Genomic DNA, 19,629 nt, shown 5'->3' with positions numbered 1-19,629 from the left:
CCCTCCGACCCGCCCACACGAGTCCCCGGCCCACCCGTGCGGGGTTCTTGTGAAGGGGTGGGGGTGGCCGTGGAGCGTTGGGTTTCGTCGTGGACGGTGAGGAGGCCGGCGCGCTCGGCGGCGTGGCGGGCCTCCGTGCCGGCGCGGTCGGCGAGGGTCGCGGCAGTCCTGGCGGCGATGTTCGCATGGGCGGCCAGCGCCTGCTTGGCCGCCGCCGCGCGCGCCGCCGACCCGGCCTGGTCGCGCAGCCGGGACGCCGACTCGTGCGCGGCCTGCGCCTCCGTACGGAGTCTGTACAGGTCGGCGCCGGTCTTGTACGCCTCACTCTCCTTGAGTCCGTCGATCCGCGCGGCCAGCGCCAGTTCCTGCGCCTCCTCCTCTCCCAGCCGGGCGGTGGCGTCGCGCAACTCGGCCTCGGCGTCCCCGAGGGCTGCCCGCTTGGCCCTCACCTCGGCGGCCAGCGACTCCAGGGCGTCGCCGGCGGACGTCACGGCCGCGGCGGCGGCGCGCAGGACCCGGCGGGCGTATCCGCGCTGCCTGACAGCCAGCCGGTCGGCCTCCTCCACGTCGCGGTCGAGCAGGCGCAGCTCCTCGCATCGCCGGTCGAGCCGCTCGAACCCGTCGGCTATCTCTCGGATCTCGCCCCGGCCGAGCGGCGGCAGGGCGCTGGACAGCAGCTCGGACAGCAGCCCGGGGTCGAGGCGTTCGGACAGCTTGGGGGTACGCAGCTGGCGCAGCGCGGTGAGCAGCGAGTCATAGCGCTGCTCGTTGAGCCCCTGGTAGAGCGTCTGGCGCACGACGGTGCGGTAGGCGCCGGCGGAGTCGTACACCGTGCCTGACGTGCCGAGCGCCTCGGCGAGCTGGGCCTTGGTGAGGGGCTGGCCGCCTTCGCCGCTGAGCCGGATCCCGCCAGGGGTGTCGATGCGGGCTTCCGTCGCGAAAGTCGTGAAATAGGTGGCGGTGACGTTCTTGGTGTGGATCGTGGCCTGGAGCCGGGCGCCGCAGGTGAACCAGCGCCCGTCGGCGTGCCGGAACTCCAGCCAGACGTAACCGACCCGGGTGGTGCCGGTGGCGCCGTCGCCCATGAGGTTCCAGTGCATGGTGCGCTCGGTGCCACCGAACGTCGACAACCTGCTCGGCTTCAGGCTGGCGTCGAGCACGTACGGCAGCAGCAGCTCCAGCACCTTGGACTTGCCGCTGCCGTTGGGCCCGCGCAGCAGCAGCCGGCCCCGGTGGAACTCGAACACCTCGTCGTAGTAGCGCCAGACGTTGAGTATCCCGGCGCGTACGGGCGTCCAGCGCGGCTCCTCACCGGCCGCCTGGCGCGCGGGCGTGAGCCCGGAGACTGTCATGAGTCCTCCATGAGGGCGGTGCCGCGATCGACCCGGTAGCGGGCCGCGGCGGGCAGGGCGGCGACCTGGTCACCGGTACGGCGGGCCAGCCCGAACAGCGCCAGCACCTCCAGCGCGTCGGCGGCCAGGCGCGGCGCGCCTCCGTCCGACTGATAGCCCTTGGCCCACTGCGGGAACCGGCGCAGCAGGCCGGCGGCCTCGTCGTCGAGCCGGGCGGCGGTCACCGGCCCCGAGGAGACCAGCAGGTCGATCAAGAACAGGGCGGCCACCTTGGCGTGGCTGCCGTCGTCGGGGAACCTGCCGTCCGTGGCCGTGGCGTCGGGGTCGACGAGCAGGAACCCCTCCGCGCGTTCCTCCAGTACGAACCCGGCCTCCTCGGCGGCCCGCCGCATGATCCGCCGCCCGCTGGAGGAGGCGGCGTAGTCGGCCTGGGCAGGGGTCAGCTCGTCGCGGTACACGACGGGCTCGTCGAGGAGGCGGCGCATGAACGAGTGCCTGGCCCACAGGTTGCGCTGGGTCTCGGTCGGCTCCTCACCCCCGTACCGCGCCTCCACCGTGAGCGCGAGGCCGGGCTCGTGCGCCTCGGCGGCCGCGGTGATCCGGGAGGGTGGCACGGGGACGGCGAGGAGTCTGACCAGCAGGGTCGTGTCCACCTGGTAGAGCACCTTGGCGTCCTCGTCGGCGAGGTAGGAGTCGGTCGTGCCGTCCATGGCCGTGATCACGCCGTAGTGCTCGAGCAGCTTGAGCGCGTCGGCGAACGCGGCGCGTTCGCCGGCTCGGACGGGATCGAACGCGGGCACCCCGGCCTCGGCCCCCGCCGCACGGACGACCCGCTGGGCCAGCATCCCGATCGTGGTGACCGGCGAGGTGAGCAGCTCGGCGGCGCACAGGCAGAACAGCGTGTAGCGGCGCCGGTCGAACGGCGCTCCCGTGGCGCGGCGCCTCCGCGCGGGCCGGGTGGCGCTCGCCCCATGGTGACCGCTCGGTCCGATCTTCAGCAGCCGCGCGTAGCCCTGCCGCGGCTCGACCACCAGCCGCCACCCGCAGAAGTAGTCGAACCACTGCGTCAACGGCCGGCGCCGCTTCACGATCAGCTCGAACGCGGCCTGATCGGCGTGCCGCGACACCAGCGGCCGGCCCAGCAAGGTCCTGATCGCACGGGCGATCTGCTCCTTCTCCTCCCTGACCAGCTGGTTGGCGAGCCTGCTCATACGCCCCTCCCCCCGACGAGCCGACCGGCCGGCGTGTTCATGGCCCGGGCGACCGGCCGCGCGGCCGGTCGCGGGCGAGGTCCATGGAGCGGAAGTCGATGAGGTAGTCGGGAGCCCAGAACCATCCCTCCGAGGTACGCAGGACGGCCACCGACTCGTCGTCGGGAGGCCGCAACACGATCTCGACCCGCCCGTCCGAGGTGACGGCGCGCCGGAACCCGGTCGAGTCCGGCCGCTCGTCGAGTGCCCGTCCGAGCAGGTCGAGCAGGCGGCCGAACGTGTCGTGATCGAGGTCGCCGAGCTGCGACAGCCGCAGGGCGCCCGTGGCCGCGAACGCCGACCAGGCGGCTTCGAGCTCGGCCCGCTCCTTCGCGGCCCGCGCCCGGCGCTCGCCTCGCAGCGCGACCACGTCGCGCACCCTCCCCGTGCGCCCCATCCGCTCGGTACGGCCCCGCGACCGCAGCAACGCCGACACCTCGACCGGCGCCGCCTGCGACCAGGGCACGCCGGCCGGGATGAGCTCGGCGTCGGCGTGCGCGAGGTGCGCGTGCCGCGCCGGTCCGAGCCCGAAAGCCGCGTCCCACAGTCGATGCGCGTCGTCCTCGCCCGGTGCGCCGGCGAACCAGCGGGCGAGCGTGCGGAAGTCGGCCACGGCGCTGGAGGACCGGCGCCGCGAGTCGCTGACCCGATCGAGCGCCTCCAGCAGCGACACGATGGCCCGCCGCGCCACGTCGCGCAGCAGCCGCACCCGGGGGACGGCGCCGTCGCCTGGCGCGAACCACACCCACAGCCCGTCCCACCTGGCGGCCCTGTCCGCGAGCCAGACGGCCGACTGATCGCCGCCAGGTGCCCCCAGCGGACCGCCGCCGGGCGTCCTCGGCGGACCGCCGCCAGGCGTCTTCGGCGGACCGCCGCCAGGCGTCTTCGGCAGGTCCGCGCCGTCGAGGGCCCGGGCGTGCAGCACTCCGGCCCCGTGCCCGGCCACCGCGCGCAGCCCGGCGGCGATGGTGCTCGCCCGCTCATCCAGGTGGGTCACGTACTCCTGCAGGTAAGCCACCGTAGCGGCCTTGACCTCGTGGAACGCGGTGAGATCCGTCCCGTCGGCGCGCAGCAGCCGCTGGAGCTCGCCGTTGAACCGCACGGTGTTGTCACGCAGCCCGTCGAGGTGTCCCTCCAGTTCCATGAGACACGTGAAGATCCGCTGGTTACGACGGTGGTCAGGGTCTCCGAGCAGGGTTTCGAGCTCGCCCAGCCGATCGGCGATCGCGTCGAGCACGGCGATCTGCAACGCGCCGGACGAGGCCCGCGCCGCCATCGCGTGCCGCACGCCCGCGTACGCCGCCTCTCCCCGCCTGGTCAGCGAATATCGCAGGTTCTCGCGTTCGTACTCATCGGCGGTGGCGAAGTCGCCGGCGTGATGGAAGGTCACGTCGAGCAGCCCCCATCCGGCGAGTTGCCTGAGCGTGCCGCCCAGCTCGCGGTCGGCGGCCGGCGCGAGCCACCCCACCGCGCGCAGCCGCTCGCGCGTCTCCTCGACGGTCAGCGCCGTCTCGAACCGCTCGGCGGCCGCGCCGAAGGCGTGCAGGACCGCGGTGTTCAGGTCCGACCGCTCCGTGGTGGTGAACCGGAACATCTCCGGCGGCACCCGTGACAGCTCCGCCATCGCCCGTCCCCCTCGCGCGCACGACTACCGACAACCGCAAACCGTAGCGGGAGCCCCGGCGACGCGGGCCGCGGTTTGCGAGCAGATCAAGAGGGTACGGCGGCAGCATTGGAACGGGGGCTGTGATGGCGGAATTCGAGGCGACCCGCGGGATGCCCGCGAACAGCGTGATCGTGTACGGGATCGCGTCCGACGTCGACATCATGGACAGGTGGCTGCCACGGGGGCTGCACGTCAGCGAGGCCGGTCCCGGCACCCTGGAGGCCGGCGGCGAGCTGGTGCCCGGCGACGAGCCGCACGAGGGGCTGTTCCGCGCTTCCGAGGACCAGTTGCGGGTGGAGTGGGGCGGCCGCGACCACCCCGGGTACGCCGGCTGGCTGCAGGTGTCCGACGCGGCCGGCGGCGCGAGCGAGGTGACCGTCCACATCTCCCTGCTCGACGAGCCCGATTCCGGAGAGCGCGCGGACGAGGTACGCGGCCTGCTCGACCGTTCCCTCGACAGCCTCGCCGACGAGGTGGGCAAGCGCCTGAACACCGGCACGAGCGGCTGAACACGGACCCGAGCCAGGACGGGGCCGAGCTCGCCAAGGCGCAGGCCGCGCAGTTGTCGAAGGGCGTGCTGCTCACCAACGACGCCGACGGGCACACCGCCTACCACGGCGATGGCACCTGCCTGGAGCGGCAGATCGACCGCTACTGATCAGCGCCGTGGCCCCGCGCCCGGCGGGGTGCGCAAAGACCTGACAGCACCAGGGCCAGCACCGCGCCAACCCCCGCCGCGCCTGCGTGGCAGGGGTTCCGCCGTGGGCCAGATTAGGCGGACGTAGCCGGAAATTCCCCGTCCGAGGAGCCCATGGAGTCGCTGCTGATGCTGCACGCGGTGGCGGCGGTCTGCGCTCCCTGGCTGGCCGCCCGGCTGGGCCGTACCTCCCTCGTCCTGCTGGCCGTCGCGCCGGGCGCGGCGTTCTGCTACACGATCTGGCTGGGGGTGCGCGGCCTGCCCGCGCGGGAGAGCACCCCGTGGGCACCGGCGCTGGGGCTGGAGCTGTCGTTCCGCGCCGACCCGCTGGCCGTGCTGATGATGTCGCTGGTCACGGGCGTGGGCGTGCTGGTGCTGGTCTACAGCGCCCGCTACTTCCCCGAGGGCGACGAAGGACTCGGCCGCTACGGCGGCGCCATGGTGGCCTTCGCCGGGTCGATGCTGGGCCTGGTCAGCGCCGACGACCTGCTCCTCCTGTACGTGTTCTGGGAGCTGACCACCGTCTTCTCCTACCTGCTGATCGGCCACGACCCCGAGAGCCGGATGAGCAGGCAGGCGGCGATGAAGGCGCTGTCGATCACCACGGCCGGCGGCCTGGCCATGCTGGCCGGGTTCGTGCTCGCCGGGCAGGCGGCGGGCACGTACCGGATCTCCGCGATCGTCGCGGACCCGCCGGCCGCCGGGCCGGCCGCCGTCGTGCTGGTGCTGGCGGGGGCTCTGGCGAAGTCGGCGATCTTCCCGTTCAGCACGTGGCTGCCCGCCGCCATGGCCGCGCCCACGCCCGTGTCGGCGTACCTGCACGCGGCGGCGATGGTGAAGGCGGGCGTCTACCTGCTGGCCAGGCTCGGCCCGGCGTTCGGCGACGTGACGGTGTGGCGCGCGGTGGCGGTGCCGCTTGGCGCGGTGACGATGCTGCTGGGCGGCTGGCGGGCGCTGCGCGAGACGGATCTCAAGCGGCTGCTGGCGTTCGGCACGGTCAGCCAGCTCGGCTTCCTGACGGTGCTCTTCGGCATGGGGAACGCGGGCGCGGCGCTGGCCGGGGTGGGGCTGCTGGCGGCGCACGGGTTGTTCAAGGCGGCGTTGTTCCTGGTGGTGGGCATCGTCGACCACGCGGCGGGGACCCGTGACCTGGACCGGCTCAGCGGGGTGGGCCGGTCGATGCCGTGGGTGTGCGCGGTGGCGGTGCTCGCGGGCCTGTCGATGGCGGGGGTGCCGCCGCTGGCGGGGTTCGCCGCCAAGGAGGCGGCGCTGGAGTCGGTGCTGGACGACCCGATCGTGCTGGCCGCCGTGGTGCTGGGGTCGGCGCTGACGGCCGCGTACACGCTGCGGTTCCTGTGGGGGGCGTTCGCCGCCAAGCCGGGCGTGGCGGCGAACCCGGTCCACCGGGTGCCGGCGGCCATGTCCGGGCCCGCGGCGCTGCTGTCCGCGCTGGGCCTGCTCCTCGCGCCCCTGGCCGCCTGGTACGGCGGCGCGATGTCGGGCTACACCGGCACCTTCCACGACCCGGGGCACCGCACCCATCTGACGCTGTGGGCCGGGTTCTCTGCGCCGCTGCTGCTGTCGGCGGCGGCGCTGGCGGGCGGCGTCGTGCTGTTCCTGGTCAGGGGGCCGGTGATCCGGGCGGGGACGGCGCTGCACGTGTTCGACACCGGCCGGCTGTTCTGGGCGGTCATCCGCGGGCTCGACCGCTTCGCCGTGCAGGCCACGGGTTTCCACCAGCGTGGATCCGTGCCCGACTACCTGCTGCTGACGCTGGCGGCCGCCGCCGGCGTCGGCATGTTCTCCGCCGCGTACGGCGGCCTGCCCCGCCCCGGCCTGCCCGTCGTCGCCTGGCAGCGGCCCGAGCAGCCGTTCGCCGCCGTCCTGATCGTGGCGGCGGCGGCGCTCGCCCTGTGGGCCCGCGCCTACATCCTGCAGGCCCTCGTCATCGGCCTCACCGGGTACGGCACCGCCCTGCTGTTCCTCGCGCACGGCTCCCCCGACCTGGCGCTCACCCAGTTCCTGGCCGAGACGCTCAGCCTGGTGATCTTCGCGCTGGTGCTGCGCAGGCTGCCGATCGACCCGGTCAGGGGCCGGCTGCCGTTCCTGTTCCGGCTGGGGCTCGGGCTGGCCGTGGGCGTGGCGGTCACGGGCGCGGGCATGCTGGCGATGGCCGCCCGCGACGGCCGGCCGGTGGGCCTGCTCATGGCGCCGGCGGCGCAGGAGGCAGGCGCGCGCAACATCGTCAGCGCGCTGATCCTCGACATCAGGGCCTGGGACACGCTGGGCGAGAGCACCGTGCTCGTGGTGCTGACCCTGGGCGTGACGAGCCTCGTGTTCCTGCGGCGCAGGTCGTACCACATCGAGCCGAGCGGCGCCGGGGCCGCGGCCGCGCGGCGTACGCACTGGCTGGCCGCCACGCTGCCGCGCGGGCAGCGGGCGATCGCGTTCGAGGTGGTGGCCAGGCTGACGTTCCACACAGTGCTGCTGTTGTCGGTGTTCCTGCTGTTCGTCGGGCACAGCGGGGTCGGCGGCGGGTTCGCGGGCGGCATCGTGGCCGGGCTGGCGATCACGGTCAGGTACCTGGCGGGCGGCCGCGACGAGCTGGCCACGGCCGTGCCGGTACACGCGGGCGTGCTGATGGGCGCCGGGCTGACGTTGTCGGCCGGCACCGCGCTGATCGGGCTGCTGTTCGGCCGGGCGGCGCTGGAGATGCTCGCCACGGACGTGAGCGTGCCGCTCATCGGGCATCTGCACCTGTCCACGGGGCTGCTGTTCGACGTGGGCGTGTACGTGTCGGTGATCGGCATGGTGCAGGACGTGCTGCGCGGCCTCGGCGCCGAGCTGGACCGGCAGATCGACGCCGGGGAGAACGCGTGACCATCCCCCTGCTCCCGCTCGCGGCCTGCTGCGCGATGATCGCGGCCGGGGTGACGCTGCTGCTGGAGCGCAGCCTGGTGCGTGCGCTCACCGGCGTCATCGTCCTGGGCAACGGCGTGAACCTGCTCATCGTCACCACCGGCGGCGCCCCGGGCGGGCCGCCCATCCTCGGGGTCACACCGCCCGCGGCCATGGCCGACCCGCTGCCGCAGGCCATGGTGCTGACCGCCATCGTGATCACCCTGGGGGTGACGGCGTTCCTGCTGGCCGTGGTGCACCGCTCGTGGCAGCTCACCGGCAGCGACGAGGTCCAGGACGACACCGAGGACCGGCGCGTACGGCTGCGCGCCAGACGCGGCGAGCTGAGCGACGCGGTCCGCCGCAGGCGCGACGCCTACCGGCGGCTCGTCATCGAGCAGCGGGCCGAGCTGGCGAACCTGGAGGCCGAGCAGGCCGAGCGGGAGCGGCTGGAGGAGGCCGACCTGGAGCGGCGCATCGACCGGGTGCACATCGAGCTGGAGCGGTGGATGCGCGATCGCCGGCTGGAGGGGATGTCGGAGGAGGAGCTGCACCGGTACTTCGAGGAGGCCGGGCGGCGGGAGGACGCCGCCGCCGCGGACAACGTGCTGCGCATCGAGGAGCTGCGTGACGAGCACGCCCACCGGCGAGAGGCGCAGGCCACCAGGGAGCGCGAGCTGCGCAGGAGGCTCAGGTCGCGCCAGCGGGAGACGCGCAGGCAGATGCGCACGGCCATCCGCGAGGAGCGCGCCCGCCAGGCCCTCGCCGAGGACCCCGAGCTGAAGGGCGAGGACTGAGCCGTGGACGGCGTTCTTCTGCCGGATGGCGCCTGATGGATCGGCTCGTCTGCGTGCCCGTGCTGCTGCCGCTGCTGGCGGCCGGGGTGAAGCTGGCGATCGGGGGGCGGCTGCGCCACCTGCAGTCGCTCATCAGCATCGCCACCCTGAGCGTCTCGCTGGCGGTGTCGGTGCTGCTGCTCGTCACGGTGGACGCGCAGGGCCCGCTGGTCACCGACCTGGGCGCGTGGCCCGCGCCCCTCGGCATCTGCCTGGTGGCCGACCGGCTGTCGACGCTGGTCCTGGTGGTGTCGTCGGCGGTGACGCTCTGCGTGATGGTGTACTCGGTCGCCAACGCCTACGACCAGCAGGAGCACGACGCCCCCATGGCGATCTTCCACCCGGCCTTCCTGGTGATGGTGGCGGGGGTGGCCGACGCGTTCCTGACCGGCGACCTGTTCAACCTGTTCGTGGCGTTCGAGCTGCTGCTGAGCGGCTCGTACGTGCTGCTCACGTTCGGCGGGACCGAGTCGAGGATCCGGGCGGGGGCGACGTACACGATGATGGCGCTGGCGTCGTCGATGTTGTTCCTGACCGCGCTGGCGATCACTTACGCGGCGACGGGGACGCTGTCGATGGCGCAGCTCGCCGTGCGCTTCGGCGCGCTGCCCGAGCACGTGAAGCTGCTGGTGGAGCTGACGCTGCTGCTGGCGTTCGCGATCAAGGCGGCGATCTTCCCCGTGTCGGCCTGGCTGCCCGACTCCTACCCCACCGCGCCGGCCCCGGCCACGGCGGTGTTCGCCGGGCTGCTCACCAAGGTCGGCGTCTACTCCATCATCAGGCTGGAGTCGCTGCTGTTCCCCGGGGGGGCGGTGGCGACGCTGCTGATGTGGGTGGCGCTGGCCACGCTGCTGACCGGCGTGCTCGGCGCGGTCGCCCAGACCGACCTCAAACGGATGCTGTCCTTCACGCTGCTCAGCCACATCGGGTACATGGTGTTCGGCGTGGCGCTGTCCACGGTGGCGGGCCTGGCGGGCGCGATCTTCTACGTCATCCATCACATCACCGTGCAGACGAGCCTGTTCCTGGTGGCCGGGCTGATCGAGCGGCGCGCAGGCACGACGTCGGTGGCCGGGCTCGGCGGCCTGATGAAGGCCGCGCCGCTGCTCGCCGTGCTGTTCTTCGTGCCGGCCATGAACCTGTCCGGCATCCCGCCGATGTCGGGCTTCCTGGGCAAGCTGATGCTGGTGCAGGCGGGCCTGGCCGCGGGCGGCCCGCTGCCGGTCCTGCTGGTGGCCGGGGGCCTGGTGACGAGCCTGCTGACCCTGTACGCCGTCGCGAAGGCGTGGGGCAAGGCGTTCTGGCGCGCCCCCCGTGCCGAGCGGATGGGCAGGGTCGTCGAGAGCGAGGAGGACACCGGCGAGGAGGCCACCGTGACCACGACCGCGCTACCCGTGGCGCTGCCGCTCTCGGTGGCGGCGCTGGTCGCGCTCGCGCTGTCGTTCACGGTGCTGGCCGGGCCGCTGTCGGCGCTGGCGCGGCGGGCGGCCGGCGAGCTGACCGCCCGCGAACCCTACGTCTCCGCCGTCCTGGGGAGGGACCGGTGAACCCGAGGCTGCTCGTGCCGCACGTGTTCGGCAGGCCGGTGCCGCTGCCGCTGGTCGGCTGGCTGGCGCTGGTGTGGGTGGCGCTGTGGGGCGAGGTGTCCTTGGGCAACGTGCTGGGCGGGCTGGTCGCGGGGCTGGTGGTGACGTGGGCGCTGCCGCTGCCCGTACTCGACCCCGGCATCAGGATCCGCCCGGTGGCGCTGGCGCGCCTCTTGGCGGCTTTCGGGTGGGACCTGGTCGCCTCCACCGCCCGGGTGGTGGTCTGGGTGGTCCGCCCTGGCCCGCCGCCGGCGGAGATCGTCCGGGTACGGCTGCGCACGTCGTCGGAGTCCATGACCGTGCTGATCATGATCGCGTTGTCGGCGGTGCCCGGCACCCTCGTGGTGGAGGCGTACGCGGCGGAGCGGGAGCTGGTGCTGCACGTGCTCGGCCTGTCCGGCGACGTGGCCGGGATCGTGCGGACGGACGTGGCCGGGATGGAGGCGCGCATCGTGGCGGCGTTCGGCACCGCGCGGGATCGGGAGGAGCTGCCGTGACGGTGGTCTACGTGCGCGATCGAGAGGAGCCGCCGTGACGGTGGTCTACGTGGTGACGCTGGCGCTGCTCGCGTGCGGGGCGGCGGCCACCCTGTACCGGGTGGCGCGGGGGCCGTCGATGCTGGACCGGGCGGTCGCGTTCGACGTGCTGACGGCGCTGTCGATGTGCGGGGTGGGAGCGTTCGCGGTGATCAGGGACGACTACTCGGACCTGCCGATCCTGCTGGTGCTGTCGCTGCTGGGCTTCGTCGGGTCGGTGTCGCTGGCCAGGTTCTTCCCTGGGAGGTCGCGATGAGCTTGCTCGACGTGGCGGCGGGCGCGTGCCTGCTGCTCGGCGCGCTGCTCGCGCTGTCGGCGGGTGCCGGTCTGGTGAAGTTCGGCAGCACGCTGGACCGCATGCACGCGGGGACGAAGCCGCAGGTGCTGGGTGTGCTGCTGGTGCTACTTGCCATGTGGCTGCACCGGCCCACCTGGGCCACCGCGGGACCGCTGCTGCTGGCCGGCGTGTCGCAGGTGATCACCGTGTCGGTGGCCGCGTACGTGGTGGCGCGGGCGGCCTACTGGCGCGAGTCGCCCTCACGTGACGACGGCACGGCGTTGCCGCCGGTGGAGGAGGACTGATCCGACCGGCTCAGCGCCGGCTGCCCGAACCACGTCCACAGGGACAGCAGGGCGAGGATCAACGCGGTGCTCCAGGCCAGGAGTGCGCCGAACAGGTAGTCGATCACGAGCAGGGTGGCCGTCGTCATCGACACCGCCAGGGCGAGCGCGCCCATGATGCCGTAGGAGTTGGAGCGGCGTACCAGCGTCTCCTTGCGTCCCTGCCTGAACAGCACCCGGTGCTGGGCCGTCGGCGCGATGTAGCAGATGGACGCGACCGCGGCGCCGACCAGCGCCACGTAGAACAACCACCGGTCGGCCAGGTCCAGCCGGGCGAACCCGGACGAGAAGGGCACGGTCAGCAGGAACGCGAACAGCACCTGCACCCCGGTCACCGCCACGCGGGCGCCCTGGAGGAGCTCGACGAAGTTCCGGTCCGCCCGCTCCTCATGCGATTCGTTCTTCAAGGCGCCTCCCGCCCTCGGCACAAGAGACTCCCTCTTCCTTGCCAAGGCGGGCTAAAACCTCAGCGCGAGGATCTTGGGCGGTGTGATGGGGAGATGCCTGATCCGGTGGCCGGTGGCGTGGTACACCGCGTTGCCGATCGCGGCGGCCGTGCCCACGATGCCGATCTCGCCGATGCCCTTGCTGCCCATCGGGTTGAGGCCGTCGTCCTGCTCGTCCAGCCAGACCGCCTCGATCCGCTCCACGTCCGCGCAGGCCGGCACGTGGTACTGCGCCAGGTCGCGCCGCAGGAAGCCGCCGAACTCCTCGTCGGTGAGCGTCTCCTCCATCAGCGCCATCCCCAGGCCCATCGTCATGCCGCCGACGAACTGCGACCTGGCCAGCCTGGCGTCCACGATGTGCCCGGCGGCGAACACGCCGAGCAGCCGCGGGACGCGGACCTCGCCGGTGACGGCGTTGACCCGGACCTCGGCGAACTGGGCGCCGAACGCGTGCCTGGCCGTCCGCGCGTCGGCCGCGACCTCCTCGGTGGTGTCGGCGCGGCCCTCCTTGCCGTCGGCCTTCAGCTCCTCGCACGCGCGTACGACCGCCGAACCCCACGAGGCCGTCCCCATGGAACTTCCGGCGACGGGCGCCTCCGGCAGATCGCTGTCGCCCAGCTCGACGTGCACCCGGTCGGGGGCGACCCCGAGCGTGGCGGCCGCGATCCTGGTCAGCGCGGTACGGGCGCCGGTGCCGATGTCGGTGGCGGCCACCTGGATCAGGAAGTCCCCGTCGTCCGTCAGGGTGGCGACCGCCTTCGACGGCCGGCGCCTGGCCGGGTAGGTGGAGGCGGCCACCCCGGTGCCGGCCAGCCACTCCCCCTCCCGCCGGAGGCCGGGCGCCGGGTCGCGCCGGTCCCAGTCGAAACGGTGTGCCCCCTCGCGCAGGCAGGCCACCAGGTTGCGGGAGCTGAACGGCAGCCCGCCGTCGGGCTCCGCGTCCGCGTCGTTGCGGACGCGGAGCTCGACGGGGTCCATGCCCATGGCGTAGGCCAGCTCGTCCATGGCGGACTCCAGCGCGTACATGCCGGGGCACTCGCCGGGGGCGCGCATCCACGACGGGGTGGCGACGTCCAGCCGGACCAGCCGGTGCGCGGTGCGCAGGGCGGGCGTGGCGTACATGACGCGGGCCACGACCGCCGTCTGCTCGGCGAACTCCACCAGCGTGGAGCTCTGCTCGTACGCCACGTGCTCCAGCGCGGTGAGCCGGCCCTCGGTGTCCGCCCCGAGCCGCACCCGCTGGATCGTGGGCGTGCGGTAGCCGGTCACGTCGAACATCTGCTGCCGGGTCAGCGCGAGCTTCACCGGGCGGCCTGCGGCCCTGGCGGCGATGGCGGCGAGCACGGAATGGGGGCGCGTGGTGCCCTTCGAGCCGAAGCCGCCGCCGACGTGCCTGGACACCACGCGCACCCGCTCCGCCGGCAGGCCGAGCGTCCTGGCGATGGTGTCGCGGCTCAACGTCGCGCCCTGCGTGGCGTCGTACACCAGCAGTCTGCCCTCCGTGTCCCACAGGGCCACGGCGGCGTGCGGCTCCATCGGGTTGTTGTGCAGGACCGGGGTCGTGTAGGTGACGTCCACGGCGGTCGCGGCGGCGGCCAGCCCGGCCTCGACGTCGCCCTTCTCGGTGTCGGACGGGTAGTCGGGGTTGACGACCTCCGGCTGGTAGAGGCCGGGATGGTCGGCGCTGAGGCTGACGTCGTGGTTGCCGGGCTCGTACTCGACGCGTACGGCGTCCGCGGCGGCGCGGGCGTTCTCGTAGGTGTCGGCGACGACGACGGCGACCAGCTGGCCCCGGTAGGCGACCTCACGGCTCTGGAACAGGGCCAGCTCCGCGTCTGCGTCCTTGGCCAGCTCGGGCGGGTTCTCGCTGGACAGCACGATCACCACGCCGGGCATCGTGAGCGCCTCGTCGCAGTCGATCCTGGCGATGCGGCCCTTGGCGACGCGCGACTGCACCGGATAGGCGTGGGCGACGCCCTCGACGGGGTATTCGGCGGCGTACGTGGCCAGCCCCATGACCTTGACGCGGCCCTCGATGCGGTTCACGAAACGAGCTCCTCCAGCGTGCGGACGATCAGGTTGCGGGCCAGCGGCAGCTTGTAGCCGTTGCGCGGCAGCGCCCTGGCCTGCTCCAGCTCGGCGTCGGCGGCCTGGAGGAACGCCTCGCCCGTCGCCGGGCCGCCGATGATGGCCCGCTCGGCGCGTTCGGCCCGCCAGGGCGCGTGGGCGACGCCGCCGAGCGCGATGCGGCAGTCGCCGACGACCCCGTCGGGGCGGACGTCGAGCACGGCGGCGACGGACACCAGCGCGAAGGCGAAGGAGGCCCGCTCGCGCACCTTGCGGTAGAGGGAGGCGCCTGGCGGCGGCGCGGGCAGCTCCACGGCGGTGATCAGGTCGCCCGGCTCCAGGACCGTGTCCCGCTCCGGCGTGTCGCCTGGCAGGCGGTGCAGGCCGGGCATGGGGATGATCCGGTCGCCGCCCAGGCCGGTGACGTGCACCTCGGCGTCCAGCGCGGCCAGCGCCACCGCCATGTCGGACGGGTGGGTCGCCACGCAGGAGCCGGAGGCGCCGAGGATGGCCAGGTTCGTGTGGTCGCCCGCGATCGCCGGGCAGCCGGTGCCCGGCTCGCGCTTGTTGCACGGCCTGCTCACGTCCTGGAAGTACGGGCAGCGGGTGCGTTGCAGCAGGTTCCCCGCCACCGTCGCCATGTTGCGGACCTGGCCGGAGGCCCCGATCAGCACCGCGCGCGCCAGCATGGGGTAGCGCGAGCGGACGACCCGGTCGGCCGCCAGGTCGCTGTTGCGCACGGCGGCGCCGATCCGCAGCCGGTCGCGTACCTGCTCGATCCCGGTGAGCGGCAGCCGGCTCACGTCCACCAGCCGGTCAGGCGTGGCCACGCCGAGACGCATGAGGTCGACCAGGTTGGTGCCGCCGCCGAGGTACATCGTGCCGGGACGGAACCTGCTCACCGCGTCGGACGCGCTGGTGGCGCGGTCGAACTCGAACCGTTTCACCGCGTCACCTCGGCGATCGCGCTGACGATGTTGACGTACGCGCCGCATCTGCACAGGTTGCCGCTCATCCGCTCCCTGATCTCCTCGGGCGTCAGGTCGGGGTCGACGAGGATGTCCTCGGTGACGGCGCTCGGGCCAGGCTCCCCCAGCATCCCGGCCGCCGAGCACAGCTGCCCCGGCGTGCAGTAGCCGCACTGGAAGGCGTCGTGCTCGATGAACGCGGCCTGCAGCGGATGCAGCTCCTCCCCGTCGGCCAACCCCTCGACGGTGGTGACCTCCAGGCCGTCCACCGCCACCGCCAGCGCCAGGCAGGCGTTGGCCCGCCGCCCGTCGATCAGGACCGTGCAGGCTCCGCACTGCCCGTGGTCGCAGCCCTTCTTCGAGCCGATCAGCCCCAGCCGTTCGCGCAGCAGATCCAGCAGGGACATCCTGGGGTCCACGTCCACCGTGCGCGGTACGCCGTTCACCTGCAGGCTGAATTCCATGGCGCACGACTACCCGACGCGCAGACGAGAGAACCCCTGAGTGCGGTAAAACCGGACCGGACGTTCGTCCCTTGCGTCCGTTTTGTAGAGACGCTCGCGGGTAGCCGGGCGGGCATGGGTCAGGCATTCGACGAGCTGGTCGTGGAGTCCGAGGCGATACTCACCGTCAACGCCGGTTCCTCCAGCCTCCGCCTGGACCTCGTTCAGGGTGGCTGCGTGCTGGACGGCGCGCACGCCGAGCGCGCCGTCGACCCTCGGTCCGCCGGGGAGGAGCTGGCGGCGTTCCTCGGCGGCCACTTCGACCGCGACATCAGGGCCGTGGCCCACCGGGTGGTGCACGGCGGCGAGGTCGTGCGCGCCCCGGCCGTGGCCGACGACGAGACGGCCGCCGCGCTGCGCGGCCTCACGAGCCTGGCGCCGCTGCACCTGCCGCCCGCCCTGGCGCTGCTGGACGCGGCCCGTGAGCAGCTGCCCGCCGTCCCGCACGTACTATGCCCGGACACCGCCTTCCACGCCGGCCTGCCGGACCGGGCCGCGGTCTACGCCCTGCCGCGCGAGTGGCGCGAACGGCACGGGCTGCGCCGCTACGGCTTCCACGGCCTGTCCTACGCCTGGGCCGCCGACCGGGTGGCGGAGCTGCTCGGCCGGCCACTGGCCGAGCTGGAGCTCGTACTCGCGCATCTGGGCGGCGGGTGCTCGGTGTGCGCGGTGTCGGGCGGGCGCAGCCTGGACACCTCGATGGGATTCACGCCGCTGGACGGGCTGCCCATGAGCAAGCGCTCGGGCAGCGTGGATCCGGGGATGCTGATGTGGCTGCTGTCCGAGGGCCACCTGTCGGTCGCGGAGCTGAGCGAGGGCCTCGAACGGCGCTCCGGCCTGCTGGGCCTGTCCGGCGGCCGTTCCGGGGACACCCGGGAGCTGGTCGCGGCGGAACGGGACGGCGACGAGGCCGCCGCGCTGGCGCTGCGCGTGTTCGCCCACCGGGTGAGCCGCGAGATCGCCGCCGCGGCCACCTCGCTGGAGCGGGTCGACGCGCTGGTGTTCACCGGGGAGATCGGCTGGAACCAGCCCGAGGTGCGCGAGGCGGTCTGCCGCCGCCTCGGCCTGCTCGGCGTCGAGCCCCCGGCCCTGGGCAACCGCCACGACGACGGGCCCGTCAGCGCGCCGGGCGCCGCCGTGCCCGTCCTCGTGGTGCAGGTGCGCGAGGAGCTCCAGCTCGCCCGCGAATGCCTGCGGATCCTCGCCGAGGAGGAGGCATGACGGATCTCGGCACGGTACGCCACTCCGCGCTCCTGCCGGCGGCCCGGAGGACCTGAGTATCCGACGGCCATGTGACCTTTGTCGGTGCCGGATGGTTTGATCGGGAGCTGTGGAGGCGTCCGTCGAGCAGCTCGTCTTCGTCCGGGAGGACGAATACACCGTCGCGCGCATGAGCGCCGACGGCGTGCCGGACTTCGTGGCCACCGGGCGGGCGCTGGCCGGGGCGCAGCCGGGTGAGACGCTGCGGCTGCTCGGCGACTGGAGCCGGCATCCCCGCTACGGCCGGCGCTACGCGGTGACCGGGTGCGAGCGGGTGACGCCCTCGTCGGTGCGGGCGATCCGCATCTACCTGGGTTCTGGGCTGATCAGGGGGATCGGGCCGCGGCTGGCGTACGCGATCGTCGACCACTTCGGCGAGGCCACGCTCAAGGTGATCGACGGCGAGCCCGAGCGGCTCACCGAGGTCGTCAACATCGGGCCGCTGCGGCAGGCGCAGATCGTCGAGGCGTGGCGGGAGCAGAAGTCGATCGCCGCGCTGATGGTGACCCTGCAGGGGCTCGGGGTCAGCCCGCTGCTTGCGGCGAAGATCTACCAGGTGTTCGGGCAGGACGCCGACGAGGTCCTGGCCACCGACCCCTACCGGCTCATCGGGCGGGTCCGGGGCATCGCCTTCCGCATCGCCGACCGGATCGCGCTTCAGTCCGGGGTGCCCGAGCGCAGCCCCCAGCGGGTCAAGGCGGCGCTGCTCGACCGGCTGGAGGCGGCTGGCAGCCGCGACGGCCACTGCTTCGTGCCGGTGACCGCGCTGGTCAGGGAGACTGCGGAGCTGATCGAGCAGGATCAGGACCTCGTGCGGCCGATGATCGACGCGCTCGTCGCGGACCGCCGTCTGGTCGTGGAGACGGCGCCGGGCCGTCCCGGGCAGCCCGAGCGGGCGGTCGCGTACGCCAAGCACGTGCACAGCCGCGAGACGGCGCTGACGGCCCACCTGACCAGGCTCATGCACGCCCGCTCGACGCTGCCGATGCGGGTCTTCCGCGAGGACCCCGGCCTCCACGACGACCAGCGCGCGGCCGTCAACATGGCGCTGACCAGCACCGTCTCGGTGCTCACCGGCGGCCCCGGCTGCGGCAAGAGCCACACGGTGAAGACCATCGCGACCACCGTCAGGGCCGCGGGCGGCACGGTCACCCTCACCGCGCCCACGGGCAAGGCGGCCAAGCGCCTGTCCGAGCTGACCGGGATGCCGGCGATGACCGTGCACCGGATGCTCGCCCAGCAGCCCGACCCCGATCCTGAGACGCTGTTCGACGAGACGCCGGCGCAGGCCGACCTGATCGTGGTGGACGAGGCGTCCATGCTCGACCTGCACCTGGCCACCCGGCTGACGGCGGCCGTGCCGTCGGGCAGCCACCTGCTGCTCATCGGCGACAGCGACCAGCTGCCCAGCATCGGGCCCGGCGACGTGCTGACCGACCTGCTGCGGGTCACGGCGATCCCGCGCGTCCAGCTCACGCACGTCTTCCGGCAGTCGGGCGGCAGCGGCATCATCGACGCCGCCCACCGCATCAGGGCCGGCCAGGTGCCGGCCACGCCGGGGCGGGGCGGGTTCTGGTTCGAGGAGCTCGACGATCCCGAGCAGGTCGCCCGGCGGGTCGCCCACCTGGCCATGGTCGCGATCCCGCGCAAGCAGAACGTCGAGCCGGACCAGGTCCAGGTGCTCTGCCCGATGCGCAAGGGCGAGACGGGCGCCACCACGCTCGGCCGGCTGATCCAGGACCGACTCAACCCGGCCGCCGACGACAAGGACGAGCACTGGTCGGGCGCGTCGGTGTTCCGGGTGGGCGACCGGGTCATGCCGATCCGCAACAACTACGACAAGGGCGTCTTCAACGGCGAGACCGGGACCGTCACCGCCGTGGTGCGGCAGGAGCGGATGGTCGAGATCCGCACCGACGACGGGGAGAGCGTCCAATACTCCTTCGACGAGCTCGACGACCTGACCCACGCCTACGCGATCAGCGTGCACCGGTCGCAGGGCAGCGAATATCCGTTCGTGGTGGCGCCGATCGTGTCCGAGTCCGGCGGGATCATGCTGCGGCGCAGACTGCTCTACACGCTGGTGACCCGGGCCAAGGCGTGGGTCGTCCTGGTGGGCCAGCGGGAGGCGCTGGAGCTGGCGGTGCACCGGCTGGGCCTCCGCAGGAACACCGGCCTCGCCCGCCGCCTGGCCCTGAGTCTCGAGAGCTGACCCTCCTGGTTATCCGGGCGTGGCCGGGCGTGACATGGCGGTGTCGAGGAGTTCGGCCAGGTGGCGGCCCTCCCGTCCGGCTTCGGCGGCGGCGATCTGCATGCGGCAGGAGAAGCCGTCCGCGAGGATCGCCTCGTGCGGGCCCGCCGCGCGTACGGCGGGCCAGAGTCCCTCCTCCGCGCACGCCACGGACACGGCGTGATGCTCGCGCTCGAACCCGAAGTTCCCCGCCTGCCCGCAGCACCCGGAGTCCAGCACCGACGTCCGGATGCCGAACCTGTCGAGCACGGCGCGGTCGGCGTCGTACCCCATGATGGCGCTCTGGTGGCAATGGACCTGCGCCACCGCCTGGCCGCCCGCCGACGCGGGACGCCAGTCGGCGGCGCGCTCCTGGAGCAGCTCGGCCAGGGTCAGGGTGCGCTCGGCGAGCAGGCGGGTTTCCGGCGTGTTGAGGAGTTCGGGCCCGTCGGACCTGAACACGGCGGTGCAGCTCGGCTCCAGCCCCACCACCGGCACCCCCGACTCCACCCACGGCCGCAGCGCCCGCACGGTACGCGCGAGCACCCGGCGGGCGATCCTGAGCTGCCCGGTCGAGATCCAGGTCAGCCCGCAGCACAGCGGCACCGGCGGCACCCGCACCTCGAACCCGGCCGCCTCCAGCACGCGCACCGCCGCCTGCCCGACGTGCGGGTCGAAGGAGTTCGTGAACGTGTCCGCCCACAACACCACCC

The 19,629-nt window shown here is 73.3% G+C and carries 17 protein-coding genes and 1 pseudogene; 10 read left to right on the top strand and 8 right to left on the bottom strand.

All coding sequences use genetic code 11. The features are described from left to right. From ITP53_RS41995 to ITP53_RS41985, 3 genes and pseudogenes are all read right to left on the bottom strand, one after another. Positions 1-1,352: pseudogene (locus ITP53_RS41995) on the bottom strand (hypothetical protein); the annotation flags it as partial. Beyond that, positions 1,349-2,563: a TIGR02678 family protein gene (locus ITP53_RS41990; RefSeq protein ID WP_195901046.1), complete on the bottom strand. Its 1,215-nt coding sequence runs from the start codon at positions 2,561-2,563 to the stop codon at positions 1,349-1,351. The pseudogene ITP53_RS41995 and the gene ITP53_RS41990, both read right to left, overlap by 4 nt. A 37-nt stretch (positions 2,564-2,600) precedes the next feature. After that, complete coding sequence (locus ITP53_RS41985) at positions 2,601-4,226, bottom strand: TIGR02677 family protein (RefSeq protein WP_207757185.1); 1,626 nt, start codon at positions 4,224-4,226, stop codon at positions 2,601-2,603. Between the two features lie 125 nt (positions 4,227-4,351). On the opposite strand from ITP53_RS41985, the gene ITP53_RS58445 reads away from it, so the two are divergent. From ITP53_RS58445 to ITP53_RS41950, 8 genes are all read left to right on the top strand, one after another. Next, on the top strand, positions 4,352-4,777 hold the full coding sequence (locus ITP53_RS58445; protein WP_236051747.1) for a hypothetical protein: 426 nt from the start codon (positions 4,352-4,354) through the stop codon (positions 4,775-4,777). After that, positions 4,774-4,926 (top strand): alpha/beta hydrolase, encoded by a 153-nt coding sequence (locus tag ITP53_RS60690; protein WP_328817504.1) that lies wholly within the window; start codon positions 4,774-4,776, stop codon positions 4,924-4,926. The genes ITP53_RS58445 and ITP53_RS60690 overlap by 4 nt, the downstream gene beginning before the upstream one ends. A 153-nt stretch (positions 4,927-5,079) precedes the next feature. Further along, on the top strand, positions 5,080-7,845 hold the full coding sequence (locus tag ITP53_RS41975; RefSeq protein ID WP_195901045.1) for a Na+/H+ antiporter subunit A: 2,766 nt from the start codon (positions 5,080-5,082) through the stop codon (positions 7,843-7,845). Next, positions 7,842-8,660 carry a Na(+)/H(+) antiporter subunit C gene (locus ITP53_RS41970; protein ID WP_195901044.1) on the top strand — a complete coding sequence of 273 codons (819 nt, stop codon included), beginning with the start codon at positions 7,842-7,844 and terminating at the stop codon, positions 8,658-8,660. The genes ITP53_RS41975 and ITP53_RS41970 overlap by 4 nt, the downstream gene beginning before the upstream one ends. Positions 8,661-8,695: 35 nt before the next feature. Then, positions 8,696-10,246: a Na+/H+ antiporter subunit D gene (locus tag ITP53_RS41965; protein ID WP_195901043.1), complete on the top strand. Its 1,551-nt coding sequence runs from the start codon at positions 8,696-8,698 to the stop codon at positions 10,244-10,246. After that, entirely contained in the window at positions 10,243-10,782 is a 540-nt protein-coding gene (locus tag ITP53_RS41960; protein WP_195901042.1) for a Na+/H+ antiporter subunit E, read from the top strand. Before ITP53_RS41965 ends, ITP53_RS41960 begins: the two co-directional genes overlap by 4 nt. A 34-nt stretch (positions 10,783-10,816) precedes the next feature. Beyond that, complete coding sequence (locus ITP53_RS41955) at positions 10,817-11,077, top strand: monovalent cation/H+ antiporter complex subunit F (RefSeq protein WP_195901041.1); 261 nt, start codon at positions 10,817-10,819, stop codon at positions 11,075-11,077. Then, positions 11,074-11,403: a monovalent cation/H(+) antiporter subunit G gene (locus ITP53_RS41950; RefSeq protein ID WP_195901040.1), complete on the top strand. Its 330-nt coding sequence runs from the start codon at positions 11,074-11,076 to the stop codon at positions 11,401-11,403. The genes ITP53_RS41955 and ITP53_RS41950 overlap by 4 nt, the downstream gene beginning before the upstream one ends. Here the strand turns inward: ITP53_RS41950 and ITP53_RS41945 are convergent. Genes ITP53_RS41945 through ITP53_RS41930 form a run of 4 tightly spaced genes read right to left on the bottom strand, consistent with a single transcriptional unit; the run spans position 11,340 to position 15,387 of the window. Further along, positions 11,340-11,849, bottom strand: a complete 510-nt coding sequence (locus ITP53_RS41945) for a DUF6328 family protein (protein WP_195901039.1) — start codon at positions 11,847-11,849, stop codon at positions 11,340-11,342. The two genes, ITP53_RS41950 and ITP53_RS41945, sit on opposite strands and share 64 nt — an antisense overlap. A gap of 51 nt (positions 11,850-11,900) precedes the next feature. After that, positions 11,901-13,904, bottom strand: a complete 2,004-nt coding sequence (locus tag ITP53_RS41940; protein WP_195901047.1) for a xanthine dehydrogenase family protein molybdopterin-binding subunit — start codon at positions 13,902-13,904, stop codon at positions 11,901-11,903. A gap of 26 nt (positions 13,905-13,930) precedes the next feature. Next, complete coding sequence (locus tag ITP53_RS41935) at positions 13,931-14,902, bottom strand: FAD binding domain-containing protein (RefSeq protein ID WP_195901038.1); 972 nt, start codon at positions 14,900-14,902, stop codon at positions 13,931-13,933. After that, a complete protein-coding gene (locus ITP53_RS41930; protein WP_195901037.1) occupies positions 14,899-15,387 on the bottom strand; it encodes a (2Fe-2S)-binding protein in 489 nt (162 codons plus the stop codon). Before ITP53_RS41930 ends, ITP53_RS41935 begins: the two co-directional genes overlap by 4 nt. A 114-nt stretch (positions 15,388-15,501) precedes the next feature. Between ITP53_RS41930 and ITP53_RS41925 the strand changes: the two genes are divergently transcribed. Next, positions 15,502-16,647: an acetate/propionate family kinase gene (locus tag ITP53_RS41925; RefSeq protein WP_195901036.1), complete on the top strand. Its 1,146-nt coding sequence runs from the start codon at positions 15,502-15,504 to the stop codon at positions 16,645-16,647. Between the two features lie 109 nt (positions 16,648-16,756). After that, positions 16,757-18,898 carry an SF1B family DNA helicase RecD2 gene (gene recD2, locus ITP53_RS41920; protein ID WP_195901035.1) on the top strand — a complete coding sequence of 714 codons (2,142 nt, stop codon included), beginning with the start codon at positions 16,757-16,759 and terminating at the stop codon, positions 18,896-18,898. A gap of 9 nt (positions 18,899-18,907) precedes the next feature. On the opposite strand, the gene ITP53_RS41915 is transcribed toward recD2, so the two are convergent. Next, positions 18,908-19,629 (bottom strand): (Fe-S)-binding protein (locus tag ITP53_RS41915; RefSeq protein ID WP_195901034.1); only part of this gene is annotated, 722 nt, incomplete at its 5' end.

It is taken from the genome of Nonomuraea cypriaca, from assembly GCF_015645445.1.
Taxonomy (GTDB): Bacteria; Actinomycetota; Actinomycetes; order Streptosporangiales; family Streptosporangiaceae; genus Nonomuraea; species Nonomuraea cypriaca.
This window is presented reverse-complemented; position numbering and strand designations above follow the sequence as displayed.